Source organism: Pseudomonas sp. DCB_BI (assembly GCF_026240995.1).
In the GTDB taxonomy this organism is placed as follows: domain Bacteria; phylum Pseudomonadota; class Gammaproteobacteria; order Pseudomonadales; family Pseudomonadaceae; genus Aquipseudomonas.
The window spans coordinates 28,173-48,471 of the sequence record NZ_JAPFCG010000010.1 but is presented as its reverse complement, the minus strand read 5'-3'; the positions used below and the strand labels follow the sequence as shown (position 1 = coordinate 48,471).

Annotated in this window: 18 protein-coding genes and 1 pseudogene; 12 read left to right on the top strand and 7 right to left on the bottom strand. The window is 62.3% G+C overall.

The window, feature by feature from the left end; translation table 11 throughout:
• Nucleotides 1-151 precede the first annotated feature (151 nt).
• Nucleotides 152-1,357: a chromate efflux transporter gene (gene chrA / locus OO258_RS12700; protein WP_266030988.1), complete on the bottom strand. Its 1,206-nt coding sequence runs from the start codon at nt 1,355-1,357 to the stop codon at nt 152-154.
• A 228-nt stretch (nt 1,358-1,585) separates the two neighbouring features.
• On the opposite strand from chrA, the gene OO258_RS12695 reads away from it, so the two are divergent.
• Nucleotides 1,586-2,038: a hypothetical protein gene (locus OO258_RS12695; RefSeq protein WP_266030987.1), complete on the top strand. Its 453-nt coding sequence runs from the start codon at nt 1,586-1,588 to the stop codon at nt 2,036-2,038.
• Between the two features lie 151 nt (nt 2,039-2,189).
• Here OO258_RS12695 and OO258_RS12690 read toward each other — a convergent pair whose 3' ends face one another.
• Nucleotides 2,190-2,591 carry a GFA family protein gene (locus tag OO258_RS12690; protein ID WP_266030806.1) on the bottom strand — a complete coding sequence of 134 codons (402 nt, stop codon included), beginning with the start codon at nt 2,589-2,591 and terminating at the stop codon, nt 2,190-2,192.
• Nucleotides 2,592-2,793: 202 nt separating this feature from the next.
• A complete protein-coding gene (locus OO258_RS12685) occupies nt 2,794-3,252 on the bottom strand; it encodes a GFA family protein (RefSeq protein WP_110746888.1) in 459 nt (152 codons plus the stop codon).
• A gap of 106 nt (nt 3,253-3,358) precedes the next feature.
• On the opposite strand from OO258_RS12685, the gene OO258_RS12680 reads away from it, so the two are divergent.
• On the top strand, nt 3,359-4,285 hold the full coding sequence (locus OO258_RS12680) for a LysR family transcriptional regulator (protein ID WP_266030803.1): 927 nt from the start codon (nt 3,359-3,361) through the stop codon (nt 4,283-4,285).
• 26 nt (nt 4,286-4,311) lie between these two features.
• Here OO258_RS12680 and OO258_RS12675 read toward each other — a convergent pair whose 3' ends face one another.
• Nucleotides 4,312-5,016, bottom strand: coding sequence for an SDR family oxidoreductase (locus tag OO258_RS12675; RefSeq protein ID WP_266030800.1), 705 nt, complete (start codon nt 5,014-5,016; stop codon nt 4,312-4,314).
• A gap of 98 nt (nt 5,017-5,114) precedes the next feature.
• The gene (locus OO258_RS12670) at nt 5,115-6,008 is read right to left on the bottom strand and encodes a LysR substrate-binding domain-containing protein (protein WP_266030798.1); all 894 of its coding nucleotides are present in this window, start codon (nt 6,006-6,008) and stop codon (nt 5,115-5,117) included.
• A gap of 182 nt (nt 6,009-6,190) precedes the next feature.
• Between OO258_RS12670 and OO258_RS12665 the strand changes: the two are divergent.
• The 6 genes and pseudogenes from OO258_RS12665 to OO258_RS12640 all read left to right on the top strand — a co-directional run bounded on the left by OO258_RS12665 (nt 6,191) and on the right by OO258_RS12640 (nt 11,369).
• Nucleotides 6,191-6,437 (top strand): annotated as a pseudogene (locus tag OO258_RS12665) (hypothetical protein).
• Between the two features lie 27 nt (nt 6,438-6,464).
• Nucleotides 6,465-7,811 carry a glutamine synthetase family protein gene (locus OO258_RS12660; protein ID WP_266030796.1) on the top strand — a complete coding sequence of 449 codons (1,347 nt, stop codon included), beginning with the start codon at nt 6,465-6,467 and terminating at the stop codon, nt 7,809-7,811.
• 74 nt (nt 7,812-7,885) lie between these two features.
• Complete coding sequence (locus OO258_RS12655) at nt 7,886-8,659, top strand: gamma-glutamyl-gamma-aminobutyrate hydrolase family protein (RefSeq protein ID WP_266030794.1); 774 nt, start codon at nt 7,886-7,888, stop codon at nt 8,657-8,659.
• Nucleotides 8,660-8,728: 69 nt separating this feature from the next.
• Entirely contained in the window at nt 8,729-10,087 is a 1,359-nt protein-coding gene (locus tag OO258_RS12650) for an aspartate aminotransferase family protein (protein WP_110746901.1), read from the top strand.
• A 140-nt stretch (nt 10,088-10,227) separates the two neighbouring features.
• The gene (locus OO258_RS12645) at nt 10,228-10,782 is read left to right on the top strand and encodes a helix-turn-helix domain-containing protein (RefSeq protein WP_110746904.1); all 555 of its coding nucleotides are present in this window, start codon (nt 10,228-10,230) and stop codon (nt 10,780-10,782) included.
• An 83-nt stretch (nt 10,783-10,865) separates the two neighbouring features.
• Nucleotides 10,866-11,369, top strand: coding sequence for a ProQ/FinO family protein (locus tag OO258_RS12640; protein WP_110746906.1), 504 nt, complete (start codon nt 10,866-10,868; stop codon nt 11,367-11,369).
• Nucleotides 11,370-11,511: 142 nt separating this feature from the next.
• Here OO258_RS12640 and OO258_RS12635 read toward each other — a convergent pair whose 3' ends face one another.
• Nucleotides 11,512-13,593 carry a TonB-dependent siderophore receptor gene (locus tag OO258_RS12635; protein ID WP_266030986.1) on the bottom strand — a complete coding sequence of 694 codons (2,082 nt, stop codon included), beginning with the start codon at nt 13,591-13,593 and terminating at the stop codon, nt 11,512-11,514.
• A gap of 547 nt (nt 13,594-14,140) precedes the next feature.
• Between OO258_RS12635 and OO258_RS12630 the strand changes: the two genes are divergently transcribed.
• The 4 genes from OO258_RS12630 to OO258_RS12615 are packed head-to-tail and all read left to right on the top strand — an operon-like array spanning nt 14,141 to nt 19,255.
• Nucleotides 14,141-14,623 (top strand): formate dehydrogenase subunit gamma, encoded by a 483-nt coding sequence (locus OO258_RS12630; protein ID WP_266030790.1) that lies wholly within the window; start codon nt 14,141-14,143, stop codon nt 14,621-14,623.
• A complete protein-coding gene (locus tag OO258_RS12625) occupies nt 14,617-16,176 on the top strand; it encodes a formate dehydrogenase beta subunit (RefSeq protein ID WP_266030788.1) in 1,560 nt (519 codons plus the stop codon). Before OO258_RS12630 ends, OO258_RS12625 begins: the two co-directional genes overlap by 7 nt.
• Nucleotides 16,173-19,055, top strand: coding sequence for a formate dehydrogenase subunit alpha (fdhF, locus tag OO258_RS12620; RefSeq protein WP_266030787.1), 2,883 nt, complete (start codon nt 16,173-16,175; stop codon nt 19,053-19,055). Before OO258_RS12625 ends, fdhF begins: the two co-directional genes overlap by 4 nt.
• A complete protein-coding gene (locus OO258_RS12615; RefSeq protein ID WP_110746914.1) occupies nt 19,052-19,255 on the top strand; it encodes a formate dehydrogenase subunit delta in 204 nt (67 codons plus the stop codon). The genes fdhF and OO258_RS12615 overlap by 4 nt, the downstream gene beginning before the upstream one ends.
• An 81-nt stretch (nt 19,256-19,336) precedes the next feature.
• Here OO258_RS12615 and OO258_RS12610 read toward each other — a convergent pair whose 3' ends face one another.
• Nucleotides 19,337-20,200, bottom strand: a complete 864-nt coding sequence (locus OO258_RS12610; RefSeq protein WP_266030784.1) for a universal stress protein — start codon at nt 20,198-20,200, stop codon at nt 19,337-19,339.
• Nucleotides 20,201-20,299 lie beyond the last annotated feature (99 nt).

Genomic DNA, 20,299 nt, shown 5'->3' with positions numbered 1-20,299 from the left:
GCACCAAGATATATGGAAAATCGAATATACGTATTTCCATATGTTTCGTGCAAGCACGTCTGCGCATTAAACGGCTATCTGGAGCCGGTCAGGTATTGGGTCACTGCCTGTGCGAGGCTAATGGTAAAGGCAGCCAGCTGACCTCATGGTTTCACGGAGCGCTATTCAACAGCGCCCCCAGCACGCCGCTGCCGAGCACGACCAACCACGCTGGTAGCTTCCAGAACAGCAGGGCGATCAGTGCAATCAACGCCAGGCCAAAGTCTTGTGGAGCGTGAATTGCACGCGTCCAGACCGGTTGATAGAGCGCGGCGAGCAATAAACCTACGACAGCAGCATTGATGCCCTGCAGGGCCGCTTGAGTACGTGCATTGCGGCGTAAATGCTCCCAAAACGGCAAGGCGCCGGCCACCAGAAAAAATGAAGGCGCGAAAATCGCCAGTAGGCAGATCAGCCCTCCTGACCAGGCATTGGGCGCCTGGTTCATAGAGGCGCCAAGAAAGGCCGCGAAGGTGAATAGTGGCCCCGGAACAGCCTGCGCGGCCCCATAGCCAGCCAGGAAGGCATCGTTATCGACCCAGCCAGAAGGCACAACTTCCGCCTGCAACAACGGCAGCACTACATGCCCGCCACCGAAGACCAGCGATCCGGCGCGGTAGAAGGCATCGATCATCGACAGTAACGGGGATGTATGCCAACCCGCCAGGATCGGCAAACCCAACAGCAACGCAAAGAACAGGCAAAGCCAGAAAACACCGACGCCACGCCGGATGCCAATGGGCAGTGGCTCATGAGCGCCACATGACTGCGGTTTGAACAGCAACAGCCCCGTTGCTGCGGCCATAACAATGACCCCGACTTGCGCCAAGGCCGAGGGGAACAGCAGCATGAAGCAGGTCGCCACTGCCATGAGCGTGATACGAGGCGCATCCGGACACAGGTTGCGCGCCATACCCCACACCGCCTGAGCGACGACCGCCACGGCCACAACTTTCAAACCGTGCAGTGCGCCAGCAGGCAGGGCGTCGCCATGGTTGGCGATACCCTGCGCGAAGAGTATCAGTGCGACCGCGGAAGGTAATGTGAACCCCACCCATGCAGCCAGTGCGCCGCCGTAGCCTGCACGCGCCAGCCCAACCGCGATGCCAACCTGACTACTGGCGGGGCCCGGTAGAAACTGGCAAAGGGCGACCAAATCGGCATAGCAGCGCTCGCTTAGCCACTGTCGACGTACCACGAATTCATCCCGGAAATAGCCGAGGTGGGCGATTGGGCCGCCGAAGGATGTCAGCCCCAGGCGCAAAAAAATCAGGAACACTGCCCAGGCGCTGCGGCTGGTCTGGAGGGAAACGGACATGCTCATGGGCTCACCATTGGATGCGGCCGTCCGCCGCCCGACTTGCACGTTACAGCTTCTGCCATTCGGCTGAGACTATCAATCGGGTACGTGATGCGGCACCTCATGTTTTACGCCTGTAGTTGTTTTCACGAGCAATCAGCATTCTGTCGGGATGCCAGAACTTAAATGCTTGCCTCAGGTCAGAATGCGACGCTGTATATCCCCGCGCCTTTGGAGCCGAATAAATTGAGAAAACCCTTGGTTGCTGTCTTTGCTTGTGCACTGGCACTTGGGCTGACGGCATTCTTGCCTGCCGATATCTCCCCAATCAGTTCAGCCTATGCCAAAGGTGGTGGCGGTGGCGGTGGCGGTGGCGGTGGCGGTGGCGGCGGTGGCGGTCATGGCGGAGGTAACGGCGGTGGGCACGGAGGAGGCAAGGGCGGACATAGCGGAAATGGTAAAGGCTTCGCAAGCGATCACGCTGGAAAGGCGACACGCGATCATGGCGTAAGCGGCAATCGGTACGGCAGCTCGCGCAACAGCGACAACGGTCATGGAACCACCACCTCGGGTATCGCTCACTCCAAGGATACTCGCGGTTTGTCCAAATCCACGGCCATCTCTGGCACGACTCCAGGCGATCATAATGCAAAAGGTCTCAGCAACGCTGTCGGCTCATCTTCGAAGAATGATCGATGATTTGAAAGCCTTTATGCGGTACCCGCTTTAGTGTGCAGAAAGCCCAGCGTGTGCTGGGCTTTTTTGTGCCCGCGATGGCCTGGCGTCGACTGCGAATAGACAGGGCCCGATCATCAAAGGTGCACGGGCCATACGAGGGGGCTTTGCACTGTCAGTCAGGCTGAAGGGCAGGGCTGCAGGGGGTATGCCATGGGGCAGCGGAATCGAGGTGTATATGTTTCTGCTTCCTGGGCAGGAACGGTGTATCAAGCGTACCCAGCGCTATGGAAACCCAGCCGGCAAACTCACCTTGGGAGCGTGACCAGAACAAGCTAGAGCCGCACGCTGTGCAGAACTCGCGCACGACTGCTGGTGAAGAGGCAAAGCGCTTGATGCTGGTGGCACCGCGCACAATGCGCAGCATGTTGCGCGGTACGCTGCCGTACGAGGCGAACGCGGCTCCGTGGCTTTTGCGGCACTGGCTGCAATGGCAATGGCTCACTGCTTTGGGTGGGGTGAGTAACAGGTAACCGACCGCTGCGCACAGGCAGCTTCCTTGGTATGTCTCGCTCATTGGCGCTTCCGTGCAGGAGGGAAGGGCCAGCGTAGCTGACCTGGCTTGGGTAGTCGACTGGCTGCTCGCGAGCCAGGGGAAGTTGCGGGCAAAAGAAAGCCCGCTGCTAGGCGGGCAAGGTCTATCACACGTAGGGGATGTAGCTAATGTCTCGCACAGCGTGTGAAAAAAGGGTCAAAAATGTGCAAACAGCTTATCAACGTCATGATGCGTGGGTATGGCGAGGCTGAGACCCCAGTGCGGCGGCGAATGCCTCGGGCGTCGGGCTTTCCTCCCATTGCGCAGTGGCTGGCGGCAACACCAGCCACGGTTGCTTGCGTCGTGTCCAGATGTGCGCAACCGGCTCGAAATGCTCTGACCCCTCCAGCATCCCGGCCCGCACCACACGCATGCCGGGCGCTGCTGTGGTCTCATTGAACAGCCGGGTGTGACACACGCCACAGGCATGCTGCCTGGACGTGTGCCCTTGGTGCTCACGCACGTAGGTCGCCGTTTCGCCCGCCACCCCCACTGCTGACGCTGCGCATAGCATATGCAAGGCGAATGAACTGCCGCTCCAGCGCTGACAGTTGAGGCAATGGCAGGCATACAGCGCGGGCAGTTGCTGCGCTGCGATTTCGACCTTGACGAGCCCACATTGGCATTGACCGGTGAATCTCATGCGTCGACTCCTTACAATGGCGCACGGAAAAGTACAGGGCACATGATCCCCTGTTCACACGCTTGGGCAGAAGCGCAAAAAAGGAGCAACCGTTGGTCAGGAATGTATGAACACCCTTGAATGGGAAAGCCAGCAGGTGTTCCTCGCGGTGTTGCGCTCCGGCAGCCTGAGCGGTGCTGCGAAGCTGTTGGGGATAGCACAAGCGACGGCTCGCCGACGCCTCGACAACCTTGAGCAGGCTCTGGGTTTTAGCCTGTTTACCCGCACGCCCACGGGCTTGACAGCCACAAGCGGGGCGCGGCGCCTTATTGACCATGCCGAAGCCATGGATCTCGCTGCGCAAGCCTTCAACCGCGCGGCCAGCGCTGAAACATCGATGGACCACGGCACGGTAAGGCTGACCTGTGGCGAATTGCTGGGGGTAGAGGTGCTGCCCGCTCTACTGCAAAGCTTCCACTACAGCCACCCGGGGCTGAAGCTTGAGCTAAGCATTGGGGACGCACTGGAAGACATCGCCAGGCTGCAGTCGGATATAGCCGTACGCCTGATGCGCCCTGTAGAAGCGGATATCGTGACTCGGCGCGTCGGCAGCTTGCGGGTCGGTATTCATGCCAGTGCTGCCTGCCTGGCGCGTTACGGCGACCCCGAGAGCCTGATGTCGTTGCGCCAGCGGCCGCTGATCGGGCCGGACAGACGCTCAGCCGACCTTCGCCGCCTGGTGGATGCCGGGCTGTGTGAAGCCGGCCAGCATTTCGTGATTGCCACCGATCACCACCTCGCGCAACTGGCTGCGCTGAAGGCGGGGTTGGGCTTCGGTCTGTGCCCGGCGCCCATCGCCCGAAGCCACGGGTTGGTACACGTACTGCCAGACAGTTTCGGCTTTGACGTCGATGTGTGGATCGCGATGCACAGTGACCTTCGCAAGATAAAACGGATCGTCAAAGCGTTCGAAGTGTTGGGTGACAAACTGCATCACTATCTGGAAGCAGATAGTCGCGGGAGCAAGCTCGCTTCCGGCTTGACTACCAGGTAATAGCGACGCCCTGCGCTCCCGTTCAATCAGACGCTGCGTGTTACGCCGCCATCGACCTTGATGTTCTGCCCGGTGATGTAGGCAGCACCTTCGCTGGCCAGAAATGCGATGGTGGCAGCGATTTCGTCGCTGGTGCCGTAGCGCTTGAGCGGCACGCTGTCACGCCGTTGGTCGGTGGCCGGCAGGCTATCGATCCAGCCGGGGAGGATGTTGTTGATGCGCACGTTGTCCGCTGCGAAGTTGTCGGCGAAGATCTTGCTGAATGCGGCCAGGCCTGAGCGGAACACCGCCGAAGTCGGGAACAGTTCGCTCGGCTCGAACGCCCAGGCGGTGGAAATATTGATGATCACACCGCCCTTCTGGCGTTGCATGTACGGCGTTACCAGACGCGTCGGGCGAATGACATTGAGCAGGTAGGTCTCCATGCCCTTGTGCCAGTCCTCGTCGCTGATCTCCAGGATGGGGGCGCGTGGACCGTGGCCGGCACTGTTGACCAGCACGTCGATACGGCCCCATTTTTCCACCACGGCCTCGACCAGGCGCTGCAAGTCTGCAACCGACTGGTTGCTGCCGGTTACACCAATGCCGCCAAGCTCTGCAGCCAATGCCTCGCCTTTGCCGGAAGATGAGAGGATGCCAACCTTGAACCCGTCGGCGGCCAGGCGGCGGGCTGCCGCTGCGCCCATGCCGCTGCCACCGGCGGTGATAATCGCTACTTTTTCTACTGACATGCTGCCTCCCAAAAATTGAATGCCGTTACGTGAGTGCATTCACATTAGCAGTAGCTCTTGCAGCAAGGGAGGTAGCTGAAATTGTCCGTGGCAGTAGATTAACTATCGGCAACTTGCTGTTTCAGCCACCGCTGTACCACGGTCAACGAATCTGGCTGCTGCATCTTGCGTGGCCATACCAGGTAGAACGACTTGTCGAGCCTCATCTGCTCAGTGAAGACCTGGGTCAGCCTGCCCGCGGCGATGTCATCACGGACGAATGCCAGGCTGGCCAGGGCAATGCCCTGGCCACTGATGGCTGCATCGATGGCCAATGAGGTCTGGTTGAACCGCAGATGCCTGGCTGTCGGTCGAGCATGCAGCGCAAACAGCTGTGCAAGGAACCGAGGCCAAAAATCATGGGCATCGTGAAGCATGACGAAGTCCTGCAGTTGCTCGAAGCTGACGGGACCTTCGTGCCCTTCAAGCAGCCTGGGGCTGGCCACGGCAACGATGCACTGTTCCATCAGGAGCTCGCTGTTCAGGCCCGCTCCAACTTCGGGCTGGCCATAGCGTACAGCGATGTCCACGCCATCGGTGTTGAAGTGGGAAAGCCTGTCCGTGGCCAGCACACGCAGATCGATGTCCGGGTGGCTCTGGGCAAAGTTGCCCAGCCTGGGAATGAGCCATTTCGAGGCAAAGGTCGGGGTAACGCTGACCGTAAGGTGTGCAGCTTGCGGCCTTAGCAGGCGGGTTGCCTCATCGATCATGGCCAAGGCACTGCGAATGCTGCCGCTGTAGCCCACACCCGCATCGGTCAACGCCAGACCGCGGGGCAGGCGCTGGAACAAACGAAGCGCCAAACTCGCTTCCAGCCCTCTTATCTGTTGGGCGACAGCTGCCTGGGTCACCCCCAGTTCCTCGGCAGCAAGGCGGAAGTTGAGGTGGCGGGCAACCACTTCAAACACACGGAGTGCATTGAGCGAAGGCAGTGCTGGGAAACCGTTTGGCATGACGATGGAGGGCCGGGCTGGGAAGTCTCACCGGCGAGGCTACTCCTTGAAACGCTGTAAAGAAACCCGTGTCGGCCCCCGGTTCGGGTGTGCGCATTTCAGGTGGGTGGCTTGACTCGTGAAATTTTTCGTGTAATTTTTCATGAAAAATAACTCTAAAAATTTCACGGCAGTCCGAAGCGATGAAGATGCACGAAGAGGTCGAAGCCCTCGCGATCCTTTTTCTGTCCCAGGTCGAACGCGCAGTGTCGCGCCCGACCGTTGCCGACCTGACTGCGATCAGCGAAGCGCTCGGCGTATCGACCGCCCACTTCTACAACCTGAGCAAGCCCCGCAGCATCCGACTGCTTCCAGCTGCAACCCCACGCGCAGTTCCGTTACGCCAACCTGACGGCAAAGCCCACCCGCGTGCTCTGGGTCTTCAATTGAATTCGTTCACCTCACAAGGATAAGAAGATGAGTGTCATCTTTCCGGATCTGCTGACTGAAGTGCGTTCGTTCCGGGCGCAGCACCCGGCGATACGCTATGTCGACCTGATTGCGCTGGACATTCCCGGGCACTTCTACGGCAAGCGTTATCCCATGGACATGCTGGAAAAAGTCGCAGCTGGCGCGCCGCTGAAGCTGCCGCAAAACTGCGTGCTGCTGGGGACCCAGGGTGGCCTCTACCCGATCGGTGACTACTGCTTCGCCGATGGCGACCCGGATGCCGCGCGGCGACTGGTCCCAGGTACCCTGAAGCCGGTGTGCTGGGAGAAGGAAGTGGTCGCCCAGATGCTGATCACCTCCGATGGCACCGCCGAGCCGATCGAGTTCGAGCCCCGTGAGGTGCTGGCCCGCGTGCTACAGCGCCTGGCCCGGCGCGGGATCCACCCGGTAGTGGCGTTCGAACTGGAGTTCTACCTGTTTGACCGCAAGCTGGACAACGGCCTGCCACAGTACCCCCGCGACACGGCGACCGGCGACCAAGACGACCAGCCGAACATGCACATCGAGCGCCTGTCGCGATTCTCGTCGGTGCTGCACGAAATGGTCGATGGCGCCAACGAGCAGGGCGTGCCGGCCAACGTCATCACCGCCGAACTGGGCCCAGGCCAGTTCGAGATCAACTTCTCGCACAGTGAAGATGCCCTCAGTGCGGCGGACTGGTCAGCGCTGTTCTGCCGCAGTACCCGCGGTATCGCGATGAAGCACGGCTATCGCGCCAGCTTCATGAGCAAGCCGTATCTGGATGCACCGGGCAGCGGCATGCATGTGCATGTCAGCCTGTATGACAGCGAAGGCAACAACATCCTGGCGAGCGCAGAACAACGCAAGCTGCGCCATGCGGTAGCGGGTTGCCTGGAGCTGCTGCCGCACTGCATGCCGATCTTTGCCCCCAACCACAATGCCTACCGCCGCTATGGGGCCATGGTCAATGCGGCAAGCAAGGCCAGTTGGGGCTTCGAGGATCGCGATGCGTGCATTCGCATCCCCGAGTCCGACCCGCGCAACCTGCGTATCGAACATCGCCTGGCCGGCGCGGACGCCAACCCGTACCTGGTGCTGGCGGCCATCCTGACCGGGATGGAGCACGGCCTGGACCGCGGCGTCGAACCCATTGCGCCACTGAATGACAACCGCCAGAGCGGCATCGATTTCCCCAAGGATGCCCTCAGTGCCTTGGCCGCGATGCGCCACCACCCGGTGCTCAACCAAGGCCTGGGCAGTGAGTTCGTGATGGTCTATTGCGAGAACAAATACCAGGAGCAACTGGACTTCATGCGCCACATCGATGCCCGCGAATACCGCTGGTTCCTGTAGTTGCAGCGTTCGGACGACACCGTCAACCCCACGTTTTCAACACCACGCGCAATACCGATTTGCCGGAGGAAGATATGCCACGTGTGCCCGTTATTGGCATTACCGCATGCACCAGCATGATTGAGCAGCATGCCACCCAGACCATCGCCGAGAAGTACGCGCGCGCGGCAGCCAAGGCAGCGTGTGGCCTGCCCATCGTAATACCCAGCCTGGGCGAACTGATGGACAGCGCCGATATCCTCGACGTAGTGGACGGGCTGATCTTCACCGGTTCGCCGTCCAACATCGAGCCGTTTCACTACAACGGTCCGACCAGTGCCGAGGGTACCCGGCACGACCCGCTGCGAGATGCCACCACGTTGCCGCTGATGCGTGCGGCTATCGCCGCCGGCGTGCCGGTACTGGGCATTTGCCGAGGTTTTCAGGAAATGAACGTGGCGCTGGGGGGCACCCTGCACCAGAAAGTTCACGAGGCTGGCGTGTTCATGGACCACCGCGAAGGCAAGGGCGAGCCGATCGAAAAGCAATATGGCCCTCGCCATACCATGCACGTACAGCCTGGCGGCCTGCTTGACCGCATGGGTTTGCCGGCGATCTTCGACGTCAATTCCATCCACGGCCAAGGCATTGATGTACTGGCCCCTGGGCTGAGGGTGGAAGCGTTGGCGCCGGACGGCCTGGTAGAGGCCATTTCGGTCGACAACGCCAAGGGCTTTGCCTTGGCCGTGCAGTGGCACCCCGAGTTCCAGGTCATGGATAACCCGCAGTACCTGACCCTCTTCCAGTCGTTTGGCAAGGCCTGTCGGCAGCGCTCGGTGCTGCGCCAGCGGCTGTTGCTGAGCGCCTGAGCCGCGGCATTTCCAACCACAAGAAAGTACCCGCGTAGCACGGCTGCGCAAACTGATGGAGTGAAGACAATGAGTGAACAGAATTCGCAGACCCAGGCCTGGCAGGCGCTGAGCCGTGACCATCACCTGGCCCCCTTCAGTGATGTGAAACAGCTGGCCAAGAAGGGCCCGCGCATCATCACCTCGGCCAAGGGCGTGTACCTCTGGGACAGCGAAGGCAACAAGATTCTCGACGGCATGGCTGGGCTGTGGTGCGTGGCGGTCGGCTATGGCCGCGATGAGCTGGCCGAGGTTGCCAGCCAGCAGATGAAGCAGTTGCCTTACTACAACCTGTTTTTCCAGACCGCGCACCCTCCTGCGCTGGAGCTGGCCAAGGCAATTGCCGACGTGGCCCCGCAAGGCATGCGGCATGTGTTCTTCACCGGTTCCGGCTCCGAAGGCAATGACACCGTACTGCGTATGGTCCGGCATTACTGGGCACTGAAGGGGCAGGGCAGCAAGAAGGTGATCATTGGCCGTGTCAACGGCTACCACGGCTCCACCGTGGCAGGCGCCGCGCTGGGTGGCATGAGCGGCATGCACCAGCAAGGCGGGGTGATCCCGGATATCGTGCACATCCCGCAGCCTTACTGGTTCGGTGAGGGCGGCGACATGACCGAGGCCGAGTTCGGTGTGTGGGCAGCCGAGCAGCTGGAGAAGAAGATCCTCGAAGTGGGCGAAGACAACATCGCTGCCTTCATAGCCGAACCGATCCAGGGCGCCGGCGGCGTGATCATTCCGCCGCACAGCTACTGGCCGAAGGTGAAGGAGATCCTCGCCAGGTACGACATCCTGTTCGTTGCCGACGAAGTGATCTGCGGCTTCGGCCGTACCGGCAAGTGGTTCGGTAGCGACTACTATGACCTCAAGCCTGACCTGATGACCATCGCCAAGGGCCTGACTTCTGGCTATATCCCCATGGGCGGGGTGATCGTGCGTGACGAGGTGGCCAAGGTCATCAGCGAGGGTGGCGACTTCAACCACGGCTTCACCTATTCCGGCCACCCGGTGGCGGCGGCAGTGGCGCTGGAAAACCTGCGCATCCTGCGTGACGAGCAGATCATTGCGCAGGTACAAGAGAAGACCGCGCCCTATCTGCAGCAGCGCTTGCGCGAACTGGCCGACCACCCGCTGGTCGGCGAAGTGCGCGGGCTTGGTATGCTCGGTGCGATCGAACTGGTGAAAGACAAGGCCACCCGCACCCGCCATGAAGGCAAAGGCGTGGGCATGATCTGCCGCCAGCACTGCTTCGACAACGGCCTGATCATGCGCGCGGTGGGCGACACCATGATCATCGCGCCGCCACTGGTGATCAGCACCGAAGAGATCGACGAATTGGTGGAAAAGGCGCGTAAGTGCCTGGACCTGACCTACGAGGCTGTTCGCTAAGGACGGGCCTATCGTCCAGCCCCCGCGCGGCCGCTCCGGCGGGCGACCGCGTCGAGTGCTGTGTGAAGCATTTTGCTTTGCGAGGTGAATCCTGTACTTTTCAGGGCATTATTTTCCCGTCCGAAAGTCGCGATTCAACTATGAAAGTGCACGAAGAGATCGAAGGCCTGGCCGTACTGATTCGCGACTTGCGCAAGTTCAAGGGCCTGACCTTGGGCGAGCTGGCTCAGCGCATCGGCCGGTCGGTGGGCTTTCTGTCCCAGGTCGAGCGCGGAGTATCGCGCCCGACCGTGGCAGACCTGACGGCAATCAGCGAGGAGCTCGGCGTCTCCACGGCCTATTTCTACAAGCTGGACAAGCCCCGCGAACTCGACTGGGTCACCCGCCCTCACGAGCGCCGTACCCTGCACCTGGCGGGTGGCATCACCGATGTACTGGCGTCCCCCACGATCAGTGGCGCGTTCTCCATGCTCGACAGCCACCTCGACCCGGGGGCTAGCAGCGGCGAGGAGTACCTGGATGACAGCTCGGAGCAGGGCTGCTTCGTGCTCGAGGGCGAACTGACGGTGTGGCTGGACGGCGGTGAACCGGTAACGCTGCGCGCCAGTGACAGTTTCCAGTTGCAGCCTCATGCCAGCTTTCGTTATGCCAACCTCACCGACAAGCCCACGCGTGTGCTTTGGGTGTTCAGCTGATGGAAAGATGACCTGCAAACACTGTAGGGGCTGCATTTGTTATCCTTGCACCACGCAATCAACTTCAAGCAGTGAATTGAACGATGGGTTTTGAACAACTAGCAGAGCTACGCGACCGCCTGCGGGCGGAAAAACAGCAGGTAAAGGCCGAGAGCGCGAAACAGCCAAAGCGCAAGCCGTCCTCGCAGGCGAAGCCGCGTGAGCAGGATCCGGCGGTGGCTGCGATCTGGCCTTTGCAGAAGCATTTTCCGTTGGCCTTCCCGGTCAACCCGGCCCCCAAGGTGCCGCTCAAGGAGGGCATTTTCAAGGATGCCGAGCAACACCTTGAACTGCTCGGCCTAACCCGCGAACAGCTGAAGCTGGGTATTTCCACCTGGTGCCGGGGCTCCCGCTACTGGGCGAGCATGCAAGAGAACGCACCGCGCCTTGATTTGGCTGGCCAGGTTGCGGGTACCGTGACCGCCGCCCAGGCACTGCATGCCAAGCAACAAGCTTCGCGGCAGCGTAGCCAGGACCGCCGCAATCGGGCGAAGGCAAAAGCGCAGGCCCCGGTGGCCGACACCGCAGCGGTGCAGGCGGCCGACTGAATCCAGTCGCACGCTGCCCTTCGCCTCCCTGGACTGCCGCCGCTCGATGGAGCTGTCTCCAACGTGCGGGGGCAGTCCAGCCTGTGCAATCCAGCGCGGTGTCGCCTTCGTGGCCCCGCTCTGACACACATTACCTGGTGCTTCAATACTTCCACGTCACCGAAGCCGTCAGGTTGCGCGGAGCACCATAGCTGGCTGTGGTCGCGTTGTTATACAACGACAGCAGGTACTTGCGGTCAGTGACGTTATTCAGGTTCAGCGACGTGCTCCAGTTACTGTCGATGTCGTAGCTGGCCATCAAATCAACCAGGCCGTAGGCGTTCTGGTGGATGGCGCTGTTGCTATCGTTCTCGACTGCAGTCTGCCAGCTGAGGCGGGTGCCGACTTTCATCTGCGGCAGGCTCGGCAGCCGATAGGTGACCATGCCACGGAAACTGTGGGTGGGCACATACTTGCGCGCCCGTTCGCCATTGTCATCGTCGATGCGCACATAGGTGTAGCCGCCTAGCACGTCCAGGCCGGGCATGACCTCGCCAGAGGCCTGCAGCTCGACGCCATGGCTCTTGTAGTCTTCGCCTGTGTAGATTTCCTGAATGCCGTTGTACCCCGCATCCACCGCCACGTTGCGTTGCTCGGTCTTGAACAGCGCTGCCGTCAGGTGCAGGCGCTCATCCATCACGCTGCCCTTGACACCCACCTCCATGCTTTTGCCTTCCAGCGGGTCGAGTACCGAATTATCGCTGCCCGACACGTATTGCGGGTTGTAGATCTTGGTCCAGCTACCGTACACGCTCCAGGCGTCGTTCAGGTCGTAGACCAGGCCTGTGTAGGGCGTGATCTTGCCGTGCTCGCGCGTGTCGTGCGCCGTGCCATAGCTATCGCCCTTGCCGTCGGCGCTGAGCATGCGTGCACCGGCGATCCAGTGCAGGTCATCGGCAAGGCTGAAGCGTGCCCCGGCGTACAGACTTTTTTGCGTGTCCTGAAAATTCTGCCCCAGGGTTTCGCTGGTGACGCCGAACGCGGGCATGGGCGTAGTACCCGCCAGAATCCCTGGGAACGAGGTCTGGAAGGCGCTACCGTGCTCCAGGTCTTCGTCGTACTCCTGGCCTTTCTGGTGCGTGCGGCCATAGGCGGCGCCGAAGGTCAGCTGATGCTCGCGTCCGAACAGGCTGAACGGGCCCTGCACTTTGGCCTCGCCCAGCAACTGGTGGGCTTCGCTGCGCGTATGGTTGGCATAGGCGTCGGCGACATCACCGGTGACCGAGCCAACGTAGAGCATGTTGGTGTTCTGTTTTTCCTGCACCCCGGTGGCGGTGAGCGTGGCGTTCCAGTCATTGCCGAAATCATGCTTGAGCTCGACGAAGGCCCGCTGGGTGTGCAGGTTCCAGTAGGTCCAGGGTTGCCCGATGCTGTTGCTGCGCCCACTGTAGTGGATGGCATTGCCGTTGCTGTCCACCAGTGGCAGGTTGCCCCAGGTGCTGCCATTGGAGTCACTGTTGTGCTGGGAAAAGCCCACCGTCACGGTGTCGGCGTCGGACACGTCGAATGCCAGCAGGCCAGCGGCCACATTGCGCTCGTGGCTGTAGCGGTCCATCCACGAGTTGCCCTTGTCGTGGGAATAGATGAAGCGGCCACGCACATTGCCGCTGTCGGTCAGCGGGCCGCCCACGTCGATGTCGATGCGCCGGCTGTCCCACGAGCCGACGCTGGTGTCGACTTGAGCCTGAAAGGTGTCTGTGGGCCGTTTGCGCACGAAGTTGACCGTGGCAGACGGGTTGCCGGCACCGCTCATCAAACCGTTGGCGCCGTGCAGCACATCGATCTGCTCGTATTCCGCCAGGTCCTGGTCGCCCACCAGCGTGCTGCTGACGAAAGGCATGCCCATGCCGTCGTACTCGAAAGTGCCTATATCGAAGCCGCGCGAGGTGAACTCGGTGCGGTCGGTTTCGGTTTGCTCGACGGTTACCGAAGGTGCTGCCCGCAAGGCGTCCTTGATACCGGTGATCTTGAAGTCGTCCAGTGCCTGCCGGGTAATGGTGGTCACGGCCTGTGGCGTCTGCCTGTCGGTCAGGCCTAGCTTGGTGGTGCTGGAAGAAGCCCGGCCCTCGTAGCCTTGGCTGGTGCCATCAACAGGTTCGCGGGTGCTGTCGATCTGGGTCGCGGGCAGGGTCAGGTTGTCGGCGGCGTGAACGACGGGCAGCGCGCTGCATGCGCCGGCCAGCAGCAGGCGGGCGGGAAGGTGACGTTTCAAGGGGCGAGTCCTGGGGCGGGAAGTGATTGTGGCGTGTGCTCGCGATGATAATGAGAATTCAAACCAAATGATAATTCATCTTGATAAATAATTTTTCATGCTTGTTCACGTATCGCTAAGACGGGACGTGGCTGGCGTGGCCGAGTGGCATGTGTTTACCCGCGAAGCAGGAAACGGCCAAGGCGGTGGAGGGCAAGGGCACGCCGTGATCCTGACGGGGTGGCGCCTGGTTCATGGTCACCTCGAACCTCACGGCGTGCACTTGGCACCCCGACTGGCGCTCCATCGATAACCAACGGTCGGTTTCAGAATGCGCCTGGTCGCTCGCACACAACCCCCCGGCCCCACAAGTGCCATGCTTGCAGGATGCCTTCGGACCAGCGCACACAGATGCGCGGCCGGGGGCGAGGAGGCCGCCGCTACCGCGCAACCGTGACGTGGTCGGCGTGCCGCAGCAGAACACGCCGGACATCTGCCCGCACAATGATCGGGCAGGGTCCGTGATGCCGAGGTCCGCTGTATGCCTGATGAATTGCTCCACCTGCCCGTTATCCAACGCATTCTGGCCCGCGACCAGGGTACCCCCGGCGCCCTGTTGCCGATCCTGCATGCCATCCAGCAGGACCTGGGCTACATCCCCGATGCCGCTGTACCTGAAATTGCCCATGCCCTCAACCTCAGCCTGGCCGAGGTGCGCGGGGTTATCAGCTTCTATCACGATTTCCGGACTGCGCCACCGGCACGCCACACCTTGCGCCTGTGCCGCGCCGAGTCATGCCAGAGCCGTGGCGCCGAAGCCCTGGCCGCGCAACTGCGCGAGCAACTGGCACTGGACGACCATGGCACCAGTGCCGACGGCGCCATCAGCCTGCGCCCGGTTTACTGCCTGGGCGCCTGCGCCTGTTCGCCGGCGCTGGAGCTCGATGGCCAGCTACACGCGCGCCTGACCCCGGAGCGGCTGCGTGCCCTGGTCGACGGTTGCCGGGAGGACGCGACATGCTGAAGCTGTACATCTCCTGTGATTCGGTTGCCCGCGCCGTGGGTGCCGATCAGGTTGTCGATGCCTTGCAGCGCGAAGCCGAGCGCCGCCAGTTGCCACTGGAAATCCTGCGTACCAGCTCCCGTGGGCTGTACTGGCTGGAGCCGCTGATCGAAAGCGACAGCGCGCAAGGTCGCCTGGGGTTTGGCCCGGTCACGCCGCAGGACGTGCCGGGGTTGCTCGATGCCTTGGCTGGCGAACCTGGCGGCCACTCGCTGGCCTTGGGGCCAGTTGAAGCCATCCCCTACCTGAAGACTCAACAACGCCTGCTGTTCGCCCGCGCCGGCATAACCCGCCCGTTGTCGCTGGACGACTACCGCGCCCACGGTGGCTTCGCCGGCCTTGAGGCTGCGGTGGCGCTTGAGGGTGCCGATGTGGTCGCTGCCGTGCTCGATTCCGGCTTGCGCGGCCGTGGCGGTGCAGCGTTCCCTGCCGGCATCAAGTGGCGCACCGTGCGTGATGCCGGGGCGGGGCAGAAGTACGTGGTGTGCAACGCCGACGAAGGCGACTCCGGTACCTTTGCCGACCGTATGCTGATGGAAGGCGACCCTTTCCTGCTGATCGAAGGCATGATCATTGCCGGCCTCGCCGTGGGTGCCGACAAGGGTTACATCTATGTGCGCTCGGAATACCCAGACGCCATCCGTGTGCTCGGCCAGGCCTGCGCCATCGCCCGCGAAGCCGGTTATCTCGGCACCAATGTCGGCGGCAGCGGCCGGGCGTTCGACCTGGAAGTGCGCGTGGGTGCCGGTGCCTATATCTGCGGCGAAGAAACCGCACTGCTCGAGTCCATCGAAGGCAAGCGCGGCATTGTCCGCGCCAAGCCGCCGCTGCCTGCACTGCAAGGCCTGTTCGGCTTGCCGACGCTGGTGCACAACGTGCTCACCCTGGCTTCGGTGCCAATCATCCTGGCCAAGGGCGCAGCGTTCTATCGCGACTTCGGCATGGGCCGCTCGCTGGGCACCATGCCGTTTCAGCTGGCCGGCAATATTCGCCAGGGTGGCCTGGTGGAACGGGCCTTCGGCCTGACCCTGCGCGAACTGGTGGAAGCGTATGGCGGTGGTACGGCCAGCGGTCGGCCCTTGAAGGCCGCGCAGGTCGGCGGCCCGCTCGGCGCCTGGGTGCCGCCCAGCCACTTCGACACGCCACTGGACTATGAAGCTTTCGCTGCCATGGGCGCGATGCTCGGCCATGGCGGCGTGGTGGTGGCCGACGACACCCTGAACATGGCCAGCATGGCGCGCTTTGCCCTGCAGTTCTGCGCCGAGGAATCCTGTGGCAAGTGCACCCCGTGCCGCATTGGGTCGACCCGGGGCATGGAAGTGGTCGACCGGCTGATCGCCAGCAGCGAGCTTGGCGAGCGTCACGACCAGGCCCTGTTGCTGCGCGACCTGTGCGACACCATGCAGTACGGCTCGCTGTGCGCCATGGGCGGCATGACCGCCTACCCGGTGGCCAGCGCCCTCAAGTACTTCCCCGCCGATTTCGGGCTGACCACCACGGAGGCCGCACAGTGATCAATTTCTTCGACCCCGCTTTTGATAAAAGCAGCGACCTCGGCACCCCGGCCCGTGACAGCGACGTGCAGGTCAGCCTGAGTATCGACGGCCGCGCCATCAGCGTGCCTGCCGGCACCTCGGTGATGCGCGCGGCGGCCATGCTTGGCACCAGCATCCCCAAGCTATGTGCCACCGACAGCCTCGAAGCCTTCGGCTCGTGCCGCATGTGCATGGTGGAAATCGAAGGCATGCGCGGTTACCCCGCGTCCTGCACCACGCCGGTCAGCGAAGGCATGGTGGTGCGCACCGAAACCCCACGCCTGGCCGGCCTGCGCCGCAATGTGATGGAACTGTACATCTCCGACCACCCGCTGGACTGCCTGACCTGTTCCGCCAACGGCAACTGCGAATTGCAGACCGTAGCCGGCCAGGTGGGCCTGCGCGAGGTACGTTATGGCTACGACGGCGCCAACCACCTGGGCGAGAAAAAGGACGTTTCCAACCCGTATTTCGACTACGAGCCGAGCAAGTGCATCGTTTGCAGCCGTTGTGTGCGCGCCTGCGAAGACATCCAGGGCACCTTCGCCCTGACCATCACCGGGCGCGGTTTTGACTCTCGGGTGTCGGCAGCGGGGGGTGACAACTTCCTGGCCTCTGAATGCGTGTCGTGTGGTGCCTGCGTGCAGGCCTGCCCGACCGCGACCCTGACGGAAAAAAGCCTGGTGCAGCTGGGCCAGCCGGAACGTTCGGTGATCACCACCTGCGCCTACTGTGGTGTGGGCTGCTCGTTCCGTGCAGAAATGAAGGGCGACCAGCTGGTGCGCATGGTCCCGGACAAGAACGGCGGCGCCAACCACGGCCACGCCTGTGTCAAAGGCCGCTTCGCCTGGGGCTACGCGACCCACCCGGACCGCATCACCAAGCCAATGATTCGCAAGCACCTGGAGGACCCGTGGCAGGAGGTCAGCTGGGACGAAGCGGTTACCTACGCTGCCAGCGAATTCCGCCGCATCCAGCTCAAGTACGGGCGTGACTCCATCGGTGGCATTACCTCCAGCCGTTGCACCAATGAAGAAGCCTACCTGGTGCAGAAGCTGGTGCGCACGGCATTCGGCAACAACAACGTCGATACCTGCGCACGGGTGTGCCATTCGCCCACCGGCTATGGCCTGAAACAGACCTTGGGTGAATCAGCCGGCACGCAAAGCTTCGATTCGGTGATGCAGGCCGACGTGGTGTTGGTGATCGGCGCCAACCCCACCGACGCCCACCCGGTGTTTGGCTCGCAACTCAAGCGCCGTTTGCGACAGGGGGCGCGGCTGATCGTGATCGATCCACGGCGCATCGACCTGGTCGACTCGCCACATGCCCGCGCCGAGCTGCATTTGCAGCTTCGCCCTGGCACCAACGTGGCCATGCTCAACGCCCTGGCCCATGTGATCGTCACCGAGGGCCTGCTGGCGCAGCGTTTCATCGATGAACGCTGCGAAACCCAAGACTTTGCCCGCTGGCGCGACTTCGTCAGCCTTGCAGAAAATGCCCCGGAAGCCCTCGGCCCGGTGTGTGGTGTACCCCCGGAGCAGATCCGCGCCGCCGCCCGGTTGTATGCCACCGGTGGCAATGCGGCCATCTACTACGGGCTGGGCGTGACCGAGCACAGCCAGGGCAGCACTGCGGTAATGGGGATTGCCAACCTGGCCATGGCCACTGGCAATATCGGCCGTGAAGGGGTAGGGGTGAATCCGCTGCGCGGGCAGAACAACGTGCAGGGCTCGTGCGACATGGGCTCGTTCCCGCACGAGCTGCCCGGTTACCGGCATATTTCCAACGAGGGTGTGCGGGCCGAGTTCGAGCGCGCCTGGGGCGTGACCTTGCAACCCGACCCGGGCTTGCGCATCCCCAATATGTTCGAAGCGGCGCTGGACGGTAGCTTCAAGGCGCTGTACTGCCAAGGCGAGGATATTGCACAGAGCGACCCCAACACCCAGCACGTGACCGCGGCATTGCTCGCCATGGAGTGCGTGGTGGTGCAGGACATCTTCCTCAATGAAACCGCCAAGTTCGCCCATGTGTTCCTGCCGGGCAGCTCGTTCCTTGAAAAGGATGGCACCTTCACCAATGCCGAGCGGCGTATTTCGCGGGTGCGCAAGGTCATGGAACCGCTGGCCGGCAAGGCTGACTGGGAAGCCACCGCGGCCCTCGCGGGCGCCCTTGGCTACCCGATGAACTACCGCCACCCGTCCGAGATCATGGACGAGATCGCCCGCCTGACGCCGACCTTCCGCCGGGTCAGCTATGCCGAAATCGACCGCCACGGCAGCTTGCAATGGCCCTGCAACGACGCCGCGCCGGATGGCACGCCTACCATGCACATCGACCAATTCGTGCGCGGCAAGGGCCGCTTCATGCTCACGGGTTATGTGCCCACCGACGAGAAGGTCAACAACCGCTACCCGCTGCTGCTGACTACCGGCCGTATCCTCAGCCAGTACAACGTCGGCGCCCAGACCCGCCGCACTGCCAACGTTGCCTGGCATGATGCCGACCGCCTGGAAATCCACCCTGCCGACGCTGAAAGCCGAGGTATTCAGGACGGCGACTGGGTCGGCATCGGCAGCCGTGCCGGGCAAACCGTGCTGCGCGCCAAGGTCAGTACGCGGGTGGCGCCGGGAGTGGTGTACACCACCTTCCACTTCCCCGAGTCGGGGGCCAACGTAATCACTACCGACAATTCCGACTGGGCCACCAACTGCCCCGAATACAAGGTGACAGCGGTGGAGGTGGTGAAGGTGTTCCAGCCATCGCAATGGCAGAAGCGCTACCAGGACTTCAGTGACGAGCAGCGACGCCTGCTGCAGGAACGGCGTACAGCGAAAAAAGCCGAGGTACGCCAATGAGCAGCGACAACCTGGTCAAGATGGCCAACCAGATTGCCCATTATTTCGACAGCGAGCCCGATCGGGTACTGGCGGTGCAGGGCGTGCGCCAGCATTTGCAGAATTTCTGGACGCCGGCGATGCGCCGGCAGCTGGCGGAGTGGGCGGCAGCCAATGAAGGGGAGGGGCTGGACCCGAAGGTGCGTGAGGCGTTGGCCTAGCTGAACCAGGTCTCAAGACCTTGCTCGATCGCTGTGGGGGCGGCTTTGTGGCGCGAAAGAGCCGCTCCCACCCTGATCGCGTCAGCCGCGGGCCAGTTCCGCCTGATGGGCAATGGCTTCCTCGCTCTTGAGGACCAGCACATCCCCTTCAAGGGCATCCAGCACCACCTCTGAGGTGTTGCCAATCAATGCCCCGGAAAGCCCCCTGCGGCCCACCGTACCAATCACCGTCACCACCGCAGCCAGCTGCTTCTCGGTATGCGGAATCAGCACGTCCGCCGGCCCTTCGGCAACATGCAGGCACGCTTCGCTGATGCCGTACTCGGCCTGGAACGCCTTGCACGCCTCGCGGTAGCGCTGCTCGATGGTATCGCTTAGCTGGTAGGTGGGGTCCGAGGCCGACAGCATTGGCGATGGGTGGGCGCTGATGACATGCAGCTCGCCTTTGGCCAGTTTGGCAATCTCAAAGCCATGGTCGATGATGCTGGCATGCAGCCGGCGATGATCTTCATCCTGGTTGCCTACATCTACTGCGGCAAGGATCTTGCCGCCGGTCCACGATCGTTCGCTCTTGACCATCAGCACCGCGCACGGGCACTGGCGCAGCAGCTTCCAGTCAATGGGCGTGAGCAGGGCCTTTTTAAGCGGGTTGTCCGGGCGGTGTTCCTTGATCACCAGTTCACAGCCTTCGGCCTGCTGCACGTGAATGATGGTGTCGTGCAGGTTGTCGCGCCAAGCCTCTTCGTGGGTGACATTGTCGTAACCGTCATCGTGCAACTGACTGCTCAATAGGCTCAGTAGCGCGCTGTGGTCATGCCGTTTGTCGCACATCAGCAGGTGCAGGCGCGCGCCGGTGACACCAGCGATCAGCTTGGCCCGGGTCAGCGCCCGGCTGTGGGCGTGCTCGGGGTCGAGGACGACGAGGATGCTGCGAACGGCTTGCATGGGCGTGCTCCCTTTGAAAGATGTGGCAGATGCCGGCTTAAACTGGGGCTGCTGCGCAGCCCATCGCCAGCAAGCCAGCTCCTACATCGATCGCGGCGA

Excerpts from the sequence above, each read along its gene's own strand:
- chrA (WP_266030988.1), bottom strand. The coding sequence starts at position 1,357 with ATGTCCGTTTCCCTCCAGACCAGCCGCAGCGCCTGGGCAGTGTTCCTG.
- OO258_RS12690 (WP_266030806.1), bottom strand. The coding sequence starts at position 2,591 with ATGAGCGAGACATACCAAGGAAGCTGCCTGTGCGCAGCGGTCGGTTAC.
- OO258_RS12685 (WP_110746888.1), bottom strand. The coding sequence starts at position 3,252 with ATGAGATTCACCGGTCAATGCCAATGTGGGCTCGTCAAGGTCGAAATC.
- OO258_RS12680 (WP_266030803.1), top strand. The coding sequence starts at position 3,359 with ATGAACACCCTTGAATGGGAAAGCCAGCAGGTGTTCCTCGCGGTGTTG.
- OO258_RS12675 (WP_266030800.1), bottom strand. The coding sequence starts at position 5,016 with ATGTCAGTAGAAAAAGTAGCGATTATCACCGCCGGTGGCAGCGGCATG.
- OO258_RS12670 (WP_266030798.1), bottom strand. The coding sequence starts at position 6,008 with ATGCCAAACGGTTTCCCAGCACTGCCTTCGCTCAATGCACTCCGTGTG.
- OO258_RS12660 (WP_266030796.1), top strand. The coding sequence starts at position 6,465 with ATGAGTGTCATCTTTCCGGATCTGCTGACTGAAGTGCGTTCGTTCCGG.
- OO258_RS12655 (WP_266030794.1), top strand. The coding sequence starts at position 7,886 with ATGCCACGTGTGCCCGTTATTGGCATTACCGCATGCACCAGCATGATT.
- OO258_RS12650 (WP_110746901.1), top strand. The coding sequence starts at position 8,729 with ATGAGTGAACAGAATTCGCAGACCCAGGCCTGGCAGGCGCTGAGCCGT.
- OO258_RS12645 (WP_110746904.1), top strand. The coding sequence starts at position 10,228 with ATGAAAGTGCACGAAGAGATCGAAGGCCTGGCCGTACTGATTCGCGAC.
- OO258_RS12640 (WP_110746906.1), top strand. The coding sequence starts at position 10,866 with ATGGGTTTTGAACAACTAGCAGAGCTACGCGACCGCCTGCGGGCGGAA.
- OO258_RS12630 (WP_266030790.1), top strand. The coding sequence starts at position 14,141 with ATGCCTGATGAATTGCTCCACCTGCCCGTTATCCAACGCATTCTGGCC.
- OO258_RS12625 (WP_266030788.1), top strand. The coding sequence starts at position 14,617 with ATGCTGAAGCTGTACATCTCCTGTGATTCGGTTGCCCGCGCCGTGGGT.
- OO258_RS12615 (WP_110746914.1), top strand. The coding sequence starts at position 19,052 with ATGAGCAGCGACAACCTGGTCAAGATGGCCAACCAGATTGCCCATTAT.
- OO258_RS12610 (WP_266030784.1), bottom strand. The coding sequence starts at position 20,200 with ATGCAAGCCGTTCGCAGCATCCTCGTCGTCCTCGACCCCGAGCACGCC.